Below are 14757 nucleotides of genomic sequence, written 5' to 3'. Positions count from 1 at the left end.
GTTTTAGTCTATAAATCAGTTCTTTTTCACCCTATATGTAATTCTTCGGTTCGTTATAAGAGTGTAAGCCTTAATAATGCTTTCGGGTGAAAATTCAGATGTCGTATTAGTTAAAGTGGCCGTGGCCGTAACAAACTTGCCAAAAGCTGCTCCAGATGACAATGGGGTACTGAACCTAAATTTATTGGTGCTATCAGTATTACCATCTATGTCGGTGTAAGATGTTATCTGTGAATCAACGTCGGAGGCACTACCTTCGATAAAACTTGCCAAATAAACCTGACCTTCTCCATAATCAGAGGTCATTCCTAACTGATTATCGCCTTCGGCGGCAGTACCTTCACTAATATCGGTCAAGAATATTTCTATTGTGGCCCCTGGCCTACTCCATCCTTCAACTATCAGATTTGAACCGCTTATGTAGGCACCTGAAATAACAGGGAAGTTTAATAGTCCATTAGGTCCACCGTCCGTATCGTTCGTTTCATTTAATGTTACTCCATCTCTATTCAAATCAATTCCGAGGCTCGGAAGCACCGTTCCATTACCGTATATGGAATTTTGTGAAATGGTATTACCGTCGCCTGATATCACCACTATGCCCGCTCCCCCATTGGAAAAAATTCTGTTTTGTGAAATATTGGCATTGCTGGCATTAATTAAAACCCCCATACCCTCAAAAGACCCACTGCAGTTACCTCCATTTTGACCCGCGCCAAGAATTGAATTATCGGTTACCAGTACATCATTCAACGTATCAATTTCAATGCCCGAGGCTGCGGCATTTTCAATTAGATTGGTAGATACCTCCACATTATTTCCGGCAGAAATCAATATGTTATCGGAACATGCGGAAGAGCCATTGGCAAATAGATGATTCAGTACAATTTCGGTGGAAGTACCTCCATTTATTAAAATGCCCGCATCGGAATTGGCAGATATGTAGTTCGAAGTAATGGTTACTTCGCCCCCTGTTTGCTCAACGCCGTAATCGATATTTCCCGAGGATGCCCCTAATGCGTTGACCCCCAAAAATGAGGAAGAAATAGTTGCAGAGCCCCCTAAAGTTCTTATTCCGGCATTGTTATTGGCAAACACAGACACATTTCTTATTTCTACATTGTTTCCGTTTAAGTTAAAAACATCCCCGCCATTTCTATGAATTTGAATTTCAGGTCTTAGATAGCTGGGCAAGAGTGTATTTGAAGTACCCACAGCAGTACCGCCTGCGCCCGACACACCGCTATTAGAATCTCCGGAATAGCTTGTTTGTGTTCGACCGTCGATTATCGTATTAGTACCGGTGATATTGGCCAGAGCAGAACTGTTATCAATAAGAATATCGAAATAACCGGATGCGTAGTTAGCATCAGCGGTTCTACCCATGCTATCACCTGTAGGTGGAATCATAAATATGGAGATATCTTGACCTACGTTCGGGTCGAAAATGGAATTCGGTTCAACATCCAATCCGTTTTCACCTAGCGTGTTACTATTCAAAATAAATTGATTAAGAGAACCTTGACCGGATTCGTTGGTATTGACAATGGTATTAAAATTGAAACCAAAATCAATATCTACTACTCCATTACCTTCAACGGTTACAGGGGAAATACTTTGAGAGTTGGCAAAAACGCCTAACGCCACATCTTGAATGGCCGTAGGGTCGTTACCCCCGACTTCATTGGTAATGTCATTATAGTTTCCTGCGGCATCGACCTCAGCCCTATAGGTCTGTACAGGATAACATGAAGAGCAGTTGGGCCCATTGTCACGAGTAGACCTAACGGTAGAATTCACCACTTTTATGTAATAGTCACCATCGGCCATACCCCCAAATGAATAATTACCATTGGCCGCCGTATTTTTTCTTTGAATGAAATTGCCATTACTCTCATATAGCTCTACAACTGCGCCCGTTATGCCTATTCCGCTAGAGGCGGTTCTATCCCGGCCAAAACCTCCCGGATAGTTGACATCTTCAAAAACTCTTCCGGCAATAAGGTTAGAGGGTACTTTGAGAATAACGGCTGCAGATATAACAAAATCTTGCCCTACATCTACGTTAGCGGTTACTTCGCTATCGGCCGGCTGAATATAGCTTGATATATCGTACGTATCTAAATCAACACCATAGGTACTTGAATTGTTGTACACTGGGCCAACCGTATTATCGTAAATGGTAGAGTTATAAGAGTTGTTACCTGTTTGTCCCCCATCGCCAGTCAGTACATAGTTCTGATTTCTTTGATTGGTAATAGACAATTCTTCAGGATTGGTAGAGCCCGAGCTGGCGCCAGTTAGGTCAGGATCACCTTCCCATGATAAAAAGGTAGCTTTTGCCCCTGTACCCGATATCGCGTAAAAGGAATCTAAGGTAAAAGAATTACCATCATTGCTTAGACCATCAAAACCTTGGTATAGGTTAATGTTTACCGCTGGTAGCGAACGGTCTTCATAAAAAACCATTAGTGCCCATCCCCCCAAAACAGTACTAGTATTACAATAGTCACCAGTATTATTTATATCAAGGTCACCAAAGTCAAAAACATTGGTCGATAAATTGGAAACGCCTTGTACGATAGAGGTTACATCACTGACATAACCATAAAAATTTCTATTGCCCAGTGAGGTTTGATACAGAAAATTAGCAGATACGTTTTGCCCTTCAAAAGTAACATCGGCATCGCGCACAGTACTGGAGTGAGACCAATATAAATAGGCCCTCTCAACAGATGCCGTTGCAGGCACCGAGGACACCAAACTATTGGACGAAGAGGAAGTTATCGCACATGGGTCGCCACCATTCGGACTAGTTCTTAGCGTACCGCCAGTTGTGGAGTAATCATAATAACCATCAAATTCTTGGAATAAAGTCAACGGGTCGTTCGCCAAAATTTGCGAGTTGATCGTACCCGTACCCGTATCATTATAATTTACCTGTGCATAATCTGCCTCTGCATCTGTAAACTCTATAGTAAAACTTTCGGCCAATTCAGGTATACCGTCATTCGCAATCGGTACTGAAATTGTTTGAACATTATTGAGCTCGCCCGTAAAAGTTAGAGTGCCTGTGGATGAAGTATAATCGCTACCGGCAGTTGCCGAATCATCGACAGTCTGAAAATCAACCGTAAAGGGTTCCTCTACAAAACCAAAAAGAAAAATGTTTCTACCATGAGCTGCTCGGGTAGAGCGAACCGTAAATACGGCATTACCTACATCTTCATCAAATGAAATATCATCGATAACAATAATGGGGCCTTCAGGAAAACAATTAATTTCCGCTTCCCAACCCGCACCAGTGCTATTATTATTGGAGACAAATCGAAAAGTAAGACAACCAGAAGCACTGTTTGAATTGATACTTCTAGGAACATTAGAACTATCATACTGGCCAAGCAACGTACCACTCGTATTCGTACCATCATACACATATAGCATGTCCCCGGATACCACTTCGAAACTCGTGAAATTTACGTTGATATAGGTATCGGCCGTATCCGGACAAATTGTATAGACGACGTCTTGATTATTAGAATAGTTAGATAACCCGCCTGGATCGAAAAAAACATCGTTACAGGTATTTACTGTTTGCCCATCGGTCATTATTAGGGCATCATCATCAATAATTGCAGCCGTGCCAGTATCTGTTATATTCACCGTAGGGTCGGTGACCAAGGTGAATTGTAGAATAAAATCTTCGGGGTTTTCGATGGTGGTATCGTCCACTAAGGGTACAGAAACGGTTTCAGTATCGCTTACGTTACCGTTGAAGTTTAAGATACCGCTTGTAGCCGTATAATCAGACCCTTCGGTTGCCGAGCCAGGCACAGTTTGGTAATTAACGGCAAAAGGCCCCGTAGCATTGGTTCCTGTGTGAACTACCGTAAAAATAGCATTGCCTGCATCTTCATCGACCGCAATATCTTCAACCTCAATGATTGGAATCGGAGCTGGGAAAGTAGCGACAATCTGAAAATTATCTATATAGGCATAGTCGTTGTTACGCCAGTTAGAATAGGTCTTTCGAAATCTAATGGTAGTGTTACTAGAGATATATGGTGAAATGTCTTGGCTGAAAGACCCTGAATTATTTCCCGTAACAGTGCCTATCGTAGTATAGCTCGCTCCACCATTGCTTGAGATTTGAACTGCCAGTTCTCTTGTACCTCCTAAACTAACTGCCTGCCAATCAAAAGTAAGTACGGCGGCCGACGCTCCGTTCAAGTCAACAGAACGCCTAATTGTTTCCGAATAAAGGTAATAGAGCATCAATCGGTTACCAGTAATTCGAATGTACTGGTTGTTCGGCCCATTATCGGTATCTCCTGTTTCTATCCAATTGCCGCTAAAGTTTTGCGAGCCGTTATTGTTCGAATAGGATACATTATTGAACCGGTCTAGATAGTTTTCTTGACCAGCTAGGTTAGTATAAAATAGAAAAAAGAAGACCAGGTATAAGTAGGTTCTATACATTTTTCAGTTGGATTTAGGACATACTAGATCAACTAGCATATCTACCAAATGTAGTATAGACCAATACCGAGAATATAAATTTTGTTGTAAAACAGAAGATTTAGACCATAAACAGTTCTATTTTAGTTATTTCCTACATTTTGAATCAAAATTAAATTGTAAGAATATTCTTTAATTTCTATTAACCCTATAAGTAATTGTACGGTTTGTTATTACAGTTGGTAACCTAACTTCGACCTCTGGTGAAAATTCGGATGTCGTATTAGAAAGAGTTGCCGTAGCTGTAATCTTATCTCCTAAATCAGTTCCAATTGGTAACGGTACCGAAAACTTAAATCTATTGACATTATCGGTATTACCATCAAATACAGAATAAGATGAAGAAGCACCTTCTAAATCATCAACGGAACCCTCGGTTCTAGTGGCAATATAAGTTTGGCCCTCTCCGTAATCTTTTGACCTACTAAGCGTATTTGCCCCTTCAGCTGCTGAACCCTCACTTATATCAGTAAAGAAAAATTCTACGGTGACTCCAGGTGTTACCCACCCCATTAAAACCAAGTTATTACCCGCTTGATAGGCTGCTGAGAGTATCGGAAAGTTATTTAAACCGTTGGCACCAGAATCTGTATCACCCATATCATTTATTGTCACACCATCATTGCCTAAGTCAATACCTAAAGCACTAGTGGCAGTACCATTGGCAAAAAAACTATTCTCACTTATTAAATTAGAAGTCCCGGATCCCGAAATCACTAGGCCGGCACCACCGTTTGAAGTAATTACATTGTTTGAAATAATTGAATTGCTACCGGAGATTTCTATTCCCATATTCTTTATTTCAGAAGAGCAAAGCCCAGCCACTCGCCCAGATCCTACTATGGTATTGCCCTGAATGGACAAGTTATTTACACCTGAAACTGCATCAATACCTAACGATGCCGAATTCTCGATTAAATTATGCTGAATGTTGATACCGCTACCGCTGGTTACCAGTATAGCATCATCACAGCTGGTCGCCCCATTTTCGGCGAAATGATTTTGTGTCAGAACAGAACTGGTTCCCCCAGAAATGACCACACCGGCCACCGTATTTGAAGCTATATAATTAGAATTGATGGTAACTTCTCCTCCTACATTTTCGACCCCGTACTGAATATTTCCCGATGATACGCCTAAAGCGTTTACACCTAATAAGTTTTCTACAATGTTGGCGGTACCGGTATTCACTTGAATAGCAGCGTTGGTATTACCAAAAACAGCTATGTTTCTAACTACCAAATTGTTTGCATTTAACTTAAAAACATCCCCCGCATTTCTATGAATCTGAATTTCGGGAAGATTATAGTTCGGTAGTACAACGGAATTGGTACCCACTGTTGAACCCCCTCCGATGGTACCCGCATTGGTGTCTCCACTATAAGCCGTCTGCGTTCTTCCATCTATAACCGTATTATCGGAAACAACATCTGAAGGAATAAAGGCATCATTGAAAAAAATATCGAAATAGCCATTCGTATAGTTTGTATCGGCCGTTCTGCCCAAGGGGTCGCCGTCACTTGGAATCATAAATATGGAAGTATCCTCTCCTGCAACGGGGTCGAATAGAGCGTTAGCCTCAATATCAAGACCTGTTTCATCTAGATTATTGGAGTTGACAATGAATTGATCTAAAGATCCTTGGCCGTTTTCATTCGTATTAACAATAGTATTGAAGTTAAAGCCAAAATCAATGCCCACTATACCATTACTGGCCAAAGTAACCGTTGAAACTGATTGTGCCCCAAAAAGATTACCTGCGGAAACATCTTCTTGAGAAGGATTGGGCCCGCCGACCTCATCGGTTACATCAACAACATCAGTTCCGTTATGGTCGCTTCTAAAAGTCTGCACAGCATAACAATCGGAGCATCCTACTCCACCACCTCTCGTAGAACTTACCGATTCATTGACCACCCTAACGGTGTAAGTACCATCTGCCATTCCGCCAAAAATGTATTGCCCATTGGCGTCGGTCGTGGTAGTGGTTTGTAAAAGACCTAACGAATTATAAAGTTCAACGGTCACATTGGCAACCCCCTGACCGGAAGCAGTTGCCCTATTTCTGCCCGCACCTCCGGGATAATTGATATCTTCAAAAACGAACCCCGTAACCAAATTGGAAGGAACCTTGATTACCACGGCATTTGATACAACAAAATCTTGACCGACATCTACATTGGCGGTAACCTGGGTATCTGTTGGTGCGATATAACTGGCTATATCAAAGGTATCCCAATCAACCCCATATAATGATCCATTATTAACATTCGGTACCTGAGTATTATCAAAGGCCGTAGAGTTATACGCATTATTGCCGGTTTGGCCACCATCACCGGATAAGGTAAAATTGAACCCGGCCTGGTTGGTTATCGATAATCGCTCACCATTAGGGTTGGTCGTTCCCTCACTATTGCCATCTAAAGTGGCGTCTCCCTCCCAAGATAAAAAGGACGCCTTGGCTCCTGTACCAGCAATAGCAAAAAACGAGTCTAAGGTAAAAGAGGTACTGGCATTACTCAACCCGTCAAAACCTTCATAAAGATTGATGTTAGAAGCCGGTAAAGAGGCATCCTCATAAAAAACCATTAAAGACCATCCACCCAAAACAGTTTGATAATCACAAAAGGGAAAACCGGAGTTAATCTCTAAATCAGTGACATCAAAAGTGGTCGTGCCAAGATTGGCCACACCTATACCTTCTAAAATACTGGTAACATCGCTCACGTAACCATAAAAGGTGAGTATATCACCGTTAAAGTTCAGCCCTGATTCATAGATTCTTTCCGCAGTTACTTGTTGGCCTTCAAAAGTTACGGTATCATCAAGCGTATAGTTAGAATGTGACCAGTACAATAGTGCCTTTTGAATAGATGCTGTTGCAGGCACCGAGGAAAAAAGTGTATTGCTTGATGTGGTCGTCAAAGCGCACGCATCTGTAATGTTGTCCTGTGTTCTAAAAGTTCCGGCAGTGGAAGTGTAATTGACATACCCGGCGAATTGATGTTGTAATACTAATGGTTGGTTAAACGGTACCTGTGAATTGATTGTACCGGTAGCAGTATCACTATAGTCTAAACTGGGATTGGAAGACGATGTAAAACTAAGATTAAAGAACTCGTCTGCTTCTGTGATAGCATCGTTGACAATAGGTACCGTTATAGTCTGTGCTTCACCCAAGGCACCACTAAAATTAATGGTTCCCGTAGTAGCAAGGTAATCACTATTGGCAATTGCGGTACCATCTGAAGTTTTAAAATTAACCGAATAGGGAGCACCTGCATTAACGCCCTGCTGGGTGACCGTAAATATCAGATTACCCACATCTTCAGAAACGGCTACATCTTCTACAACCAAATAGGGGGTAGAACTGGCTACTATCTGTACATTATCAATTTGTGCCCAGTCGTCGGCAGCCCAGTTATCTACAGTTTTAGTAAAAGCCAATAACGTATTGGAAGCTATATAGGCAGATATGTCTTGGGAGAACGAACCTGCCCCGGAGACGCCTCCCAAAAAATTATAAGTTGCACCGCCATCGTTGGAAATATACACCCCCAATTCTTGGTTTCCGCCAAGACTATTGGTCTGAAAATCAAAGCTCAAAGTAGCTGCTGTAGCGCCTGACAAATCGACCAACCTATAAATGAACTCATCATAGATGTACGCAAACGTGAGCTGCCCCCCAGTAATATAAATATATTGGGCGGAGGGGCCTAAATCGGTATCACCACTTTCTACCCAATCGGAAGCCCAATTACTATTACCATCATTATTTGAATACGAAACCGAAGAAAACGTATCTAAATAAATCTGCTGAGCTACTGTGGTAGCACTTACTAAAAGTAGAATTATAATTACATTGGTTCTAAACATGAAAACCTATAATATACGTTAAAACCTATATTTAATGTAAATATATTCTTACAATAATATTATTTATAAATTTTGTTGTGAAAGAATTATTCGTATAGGTGTAACTATAAACAATTGATGACATGAAGGTTACAAAATAAAAGAGCGACTTAAATGGTCGCTCTTTTACTGTATCGTGAAGATTGTCTCACTCTGTTATGATAAACTCTGAACGGCGGTTAAGCTGATGTTCCTCTTCGGTACAAGAAACACCGTCATCACAATTGTTAAGTAATTTAGTTTCTCCATATCCCTCGCTCTGTAGCCTCTCTTTGGCTATACCTTTTTTGATCATGTAATTGACAGTTGACTCTGCCCTCTTCTGCGATAACCATAGGTTATAGGAATCTTTGCCCCTACTATCGGTGTGCGAGTTGACTTGTATTTTCAAACTTGGATATTTTTCCATAGCGGCAATTACCTTTTCGACTTCAATTTCTGAGTCTTTTCGAATGTTGTATTTATCGAAATCAAAATAAATGGTACTCAGTTGAAGTAATTTCGCCAAGTCATCGCCAAAGCCGGCACTTACTGTGTTTCTTTCTAAAAAGAAGTTGATGGTCTTCGGTGTACCATCCGATTTGCCCAAATATTCTTCTGCAGGTATGTAACCTTCGGTCATTGCTCTTACAAAATTCCCTTGATCACAGTCCAATTCTAAGGTATACTTACCGTCGGCATCGGTAATTGATGTCATAATCTCGTTATTATCTTCATCAATGACCTTAACGGTGGCACCTACCAACACTTCGTTAGATATCTTGTCTCTTACGGTACCAGTTACGGTTTGCCTACAATCTAGAACTAGAGCCTTGGTTTCTAAAAAGGTATAGATATCATCTGCGCCTAGGCCCTCTGAGCGATTAGAAGCGAAATAACCTTTTCTGGTGCTCTCATCAAAAATGAAAGTAAAATCATCCATACGGCCATTGACCGGCTCTCCGATGTTCATTACAACACCATCTGACCTACCGTCAGAAACATTGGCCGCAAAAATATCAAGCCCACCTAAGCCAGGGTGCCCATCAGACGAAAAGTAAAGAATATCTTCGCTCGTAATAAAAGGGAATGTTTCGCGGGCCTCTGTGTTGATTGTGGATCCTAGATTCTCTGGTTCTCCAAACGAATCGTCATCATTTACCTGTACTTTAAAAATATCAGATTCGCCTAGCGAACCAGGCATATCGGATGCAAAATACAAGGTACTACCGTCATTGCTTAATGTAGGGTGTGCTACCGAATAATCGTCACTATTAAAGGGAAGAGCTTCAATATTAGACCACAATCCTTCTTCATTTTTGGTCGCCCTATAAATCTTTAAGCGAACTATGCCCTTACCATCTTTTACGTATTTACCCTCTTTGTAATTATTTCTAGTAAAATACAGCACGTCGCCGTTTTTATCGGTAGTGCTGGTCGACTCATGTAATCTTGTATTTACGTGGTCGCCTAACTTTACAACCAGATTATTCGAGGCGCTATCGGCATTGACCTTATATAAATCCAAGAAGTCTTTGCTATTCCATGTATGGCGGTACCGTGCAAAGTTGCCTGTATCCCTATCCGATGAAAAAATAAGTCCCTCTTTATAAAAAGTGGGAGCAAAATCTGAGTAAGGTGAATTGTAATTGAAAGGAGCTACATTATATCTTCCAGAATTCTTTTTTATCTCGCTTAGGTAATCTCTTTCTTCTTTATAAGTGGAAGCCCGCAAATCGTCGGAGGTAGCGTTCGTAAACATGGCCATCACCTCATTCGAACTTTTATATTCCTGTAGTGTTTTGAGGGTTTGGGCATATCTAAAATAATATTCTGGAGCTACATCATCAGGATACTCTTTTACCAACCTCTTATACGTATTCGCAGCCTCTTCATAATCGGCATTGAAGTAGTAGGCATTACCTAATTTTTTCAAAAGGTCAGCAGAAGTATACCCCCTGTCAATCACTCGCTTGTAAATATCGATTGCCGGTCTGAACGAATACTCCTCATATTTAGCATTGGCCTTAGTCACCAATCTATCAGGCTTATCTTGGGCGAATACCATAGAGCCAGAAGTTAGTAGCAGTACCAACAATATTTGTATTTTTTTCATCATACTAAGCTGCGTGTTTAGAAGAATCGGGGCGATACTAGTTTTTCAAACGATTTTACCAATTCCCATCTTAAAAAGACCTCAAAAGAACCACTATTAAATTGCGTATCTCCTAAAGAAGTGGTCTCTGAGTCATATGCCAAACCTAACAGAATCTGGTCTGTTATCTGAAATCCGACCAAGCCGCTAACGGCAGCGTCCCACCTGTAAGCCGCTCCAAGAGAAAATTTTTCGGAGAAAAGAAAACTTGTTGAAATATCGACCTGCAACGGTGCACCCCCGACCATTTTGGTCAACAATGCCGGTTTCATTTTTACATTATCGTTCAAATCAAAAACGTACCCGGTAATTAGGTAAAAATTAATTCTGTCTTGTGATAGAAAATCAACATCATTGGCGTCGTTCGATGCGTCGTCGAAATGCTCGGTTTCCAATAAATTAGGTGCGGACAAACCTGCATAAAATTTATCGGTATGATAGTAAAGACCCAACCCAAAGTTGGGAGAAAAACGGTTCTCTATATTATCGGTATTCGTAGCTTCTTCAAAACCGGGCCGTTGACGTAACTGCTCAAAATCAAGATTAAGCATATTACCTCCTAATTTAAGCCCGAAAGACATTTTACCTTTTAGGGAAACATCAATCGTATAAGATACCAAAGCGTCTATATAGGTTTCTTGAATGGTACCATCGCCAATTTTATCATTGACAATCGATAGACCATACCCCACCTTACTATTTCTGATGGGAGAATGCAGATTGAGTGTCCATGTTTCAGGTGCCCCGTCAACACCCACCCACTGAGAGCGATAAAGTGCCGCGACACTTAATTGGCCCCTAGAACCAGCATAGGCGGGGTTAACGCTCATAGTATTGTACATATATTGGGTGTACTGCGCATCTTGCTGCGCACTACTTTCATTCCAAAAAATAAGTATTAAGAAAAGGGAAGCTAAAAGACTCTTTTTAATTACCATATGGTCTTAGTAGATTATTTGCTTATGTAAATATAGCCTCTGTCAGTTACACTACGGTTATCTTCAGTGTTGTAATCAAAGATATAAAAATATACCCCGGCTGGCAGATAGTCACCGACGCTTACCGTGCTACGACCTTTTGAACGACCATCAAATACATTGTTCTGATTATTGTAATCTTCACCTTGATATACTTCAACCCCCCATCGATTAAAGATTCTAAGTGAATTGTTGAGTGCCTTATCTACATTCTCGATCCATAAAAACTCGTTTTTACCATCGCCATTTGGGGTTACCATTTGCATCACGACAATTTCAACCGATTCATCTGGGTCTAGATAAGATGGTGTACCATCATTATCGCCGTCGTCATTGGTAGGGTCACCGTCATTGTTCAAATCTTCGTTAGGGGTATCAATACCATCGCCATCATCGTCAAAATCTCGATAATTAACATCTTCGGTACCATCGGTATCCGGTAAATCATTCGCTGGATCATCTATTTCATCATTTACATCAAAGCCATCATTTACATCGCTTCCCTCGTAACCGTCATCCAGACCATCACCATCTGTATCGACCCCTGTAAAGGTTTGGTCGGGCTGACCATCAAAGTCGAAATCGTTACCCTCATTATTATCGGGCACCATATCATTGTCACTATCTAAATCTCTGTAATCTTCGGTATCGCCTCCATCGGTATTTACAGGTGTAAGACCGTTGGGATAAGCAGAATTTAAACCGTCATTTTCGGCATAGGTAGCTTCATCGTCGTCATTGGGCGGAATGTACCCATCGGTTGTTTGAGCTTCGACATTATCGGGTATACCATCATTATCAGAGTCGATGTCCAAATGATTAGGATACCCGTCATTATCAGTGTCCCAAGGTTCGGTATTCGGATCATTATCACCATCCCAGTTAGGATCTTCAACTGTATCGAGAATTCCGTCATTGTCGTCATCTAAATCAACACTATCAGGAACCCCATCACCGTCAGTATCTGTATCTGGTGTGGTACCACTATCCGGATCTAAATAATCGGGAGTATCATCTTCATCGGTATCATCATTTGTCGGGTCACCATCCTCGTCAGCATCTTCATCGGGCGTATCGACACCATCACCATCATCATCGAAATCGCGATAATTGACATCTTCAGTGCTGTCAGTATCCGGTAAGTCGTTGGCCGGATCATCAATTTCGTCGTTTACATCGAAACCATCGTTGACATCGCTTCCTTCATAACCATCATCCAATCCATCGCCATCAGTATCTACACCAGTAAAAGTTTGGTCTGGTTGTCCGTCAAAATTGAAGTCATTGCCTTCATTGTTATCTGGCACCAAATCATTGTCACTATCTAAATCGGTATAGTCTTGTGTACCATCGGTATCGGTATCAACTGGAGTCAAACCTTCTGGGTAAGCTGAGTTCAACCCATCGTTCTCTAAATAGGTTGCCTCATCGTCTTCATTGGGAGCTATGTAACCATCGGTTGTTTGTGCCTCGACGTTATCCGGAATACCATCATTATCAGAATCAATATCTAAATGGTTCGGGTAACCATCGTTATCAGAATCCAAAGGGTTAGTTAATGGGTCATCGTCTCCATCAAGGTTAGGGTCTTCCTCTGTATCTAAAATACCGTCGTTATCATCATCTAAATCGGTAACATCTGGCACTCCGTCTCCATCGGTATCTTTATCCGGGTCAGCGTTAGGATCTAAATAATCGGGTGTACCGTCTTCATCGGTATCATCATTGGTTGGGTCGCCATCATTGTTTGCATCTTCATCGGGCGTATCGATATCATCGCCATCATCATCAAAATCACGGTAATTCACATCACCTGTACCATCAGTATCAGGTAAGTCATTTGCCGGATCATCAATTTCGTCGTTTACATCAAATCCGTCATTCACATCGTTTCCTTCAAAAGCGTCGTCTAAACCATCTCCATCAGAATCTAATCCCGTAGCAACTTGATTAGGAATGCCGTCGAAATTGAAGTCATTGCCTTCATTATCATCTGGCACCGAATCATTATCACTATCATCATCCAAATAATCTTCAACATCGCTTCCATCAGTATTAACAGGTGTTAAACCACTAGGATATGCAGAATTTACACCACTGTTATCGGCATAGGTCTGCGCATCATCGTTGTTGGGAGCGATATAGCCGTCTGTGGTTTGTGCCTCCACATTGTCAGGAATACCATCGTTGTCAGAATCAATATCTAAATGGTTCGGGTAACCGTCGCCATCTGAATCGTATGGGTTGGTAAGAGGGTCGTTATCACCATCAATATTTAGATCTTCTACCGTATCGAGTATACCGTCATTATCATCATCAAGATCAACATTATCGTTCACCCCATCGCCATCGGTATCGACACACGCCACAGGTATCACCCAAACACGTATACCATTGATTGGAAAATCTGATGTTGTATAAAACTGAATATCAGTTACAGGTGACTGAGATTCCCAAGCAAACCTATCGGGGCCGTAGATGGCAGAAGAAGTAGTGTTCTCAACATAGTAATCGGTCCCGTTCTGACCGGCAATGATACCAGCAGGCAAAGAGGTGGTCTGAATATAAGGGGTATTGTCCAATGCAACAATACCATCTCTATGATTGGCATCTACCCTAGCCGAATGTTCTGCAACCAACATCACTGGCACCGAGCCGCTAAAACGAAATGTTGCAGGAAGATCTTTGTTCACTTCGAAAAGTTGTAGCGTACTCTTTGAGCTTGCACCTTCTACGGTTACCAATATGCTTCCTGCTGGCAGCCCCCATTTAGAGCTTAGGTCAACATTGGTTGCATTCAAGCTTCCGTCGGTTACCCCGTCGGCAAAACCAAAATCAGAAGTTCGTAATTCCCTTTTTTCCAATAAAGGGCAGCCATCATAAGTTTCATTGGCCACTACATCTTCAAATGCATTGGTGGTATCTAAATTTGGATTTCGGTATTCGGCATATAAAGAGACTTGGAAAAAAGCCACTGCCAAAACAGGTAAAGTAAGATTTAAGATAAAACGCTTCGATATGTTTATAAGTAGCGCTAAAGGGGTAGTTTTTTCCATAAATGTTTAGTTTCAATTCAACTAAGCACCATGGCGAGCAAGTCTAGAGTAGGTAAGAATTTGGGATTCTTTCTATTTGTTGATGCAAGATATAGTTAAAAATCAGATCATCAAATTGTTTTGAATTGATATCCAAGGTTTCATCTTTTAACAACAT

General features: G+C 41.3%; 5 protein-coding genes. All 5 read right to left on the bottom strand.

Annotated elements, in window-relative coordinates:
- Positions 1 to 15 precede the first annotated feature (15 nt).
- On the bottom strand, positions 16 to 4479 hold the full coding sequence (locus tag IL356_RS13480) for a Calx-beta domain-containing protein (protein WP_121848098.1): 4464 nt from the start codon (positions 4477 to 4479) through the stop codon (positions 16 to 18).
- A 171-nt stretch (positions 4480 to 4650) separates the two neighbouring features.
- Positions 4651 to 8394, bottom strand: a complete 3744-nt coding sequence (locus IL356_RS13475) for a beta strand repeat-containing protein (protein WP_121848097.1) — start codon at positions 8392 to 8394, stop codon at positions 4651 to 4653.
- A gap of 187 nt (positions 8395 to 8581) precedes the next feature.
- Complete coding sequence (locus IL356_RS13470) at positions 8582 to 10531, bottom strand: OmpA family protein (protein WP_121848096.1); 1950 nt, start codon at positions 10529 to 10531, stop codon at positions 8582 to 8584.
- 14 nt (positions 10532 to 10545) lie between these two features.
- Entirely contained in the window at positions 10546 to 11505 is a 960-nt protein-coding gene (locus IL356_RS13465; RefSeq protein ID WP_121848095.1) for a PorP/SprF family type IX secretion system membrane protein, read from the bottom strand.
- A 14-nt stretch (positions 11506 to 11519) separates the two neighbouring features.
- Positions 11520 to 14600: a gliding motility-associated C-terminal domain-containing protein gene (locus IL356_RS13460; RefSeq protein WP_121848094.1), complete on the bottom strand. Its 3081-nt coding sequence runs from the start codon at positions 14598 to 14600 to the stop codon at positions 11520 to 11522.
- Between the last annotated feature and the right edge of the window lie 157 nt (positions 14601 to 14757).

The sequence above is a fragment of the Euzebyella marina genome (assembly GCF_014855515.1).
Taxonomy (GTDB): domain Bacteria; phylum Bacteroidota; class Bacteroidia; order Flavobacteriales; family Flavobacteriaceae; genus Euzebyella; species Euzebyella marina.
This window is presented reverse-complemented; position numbering and strand designations above follow the sequence as displayed.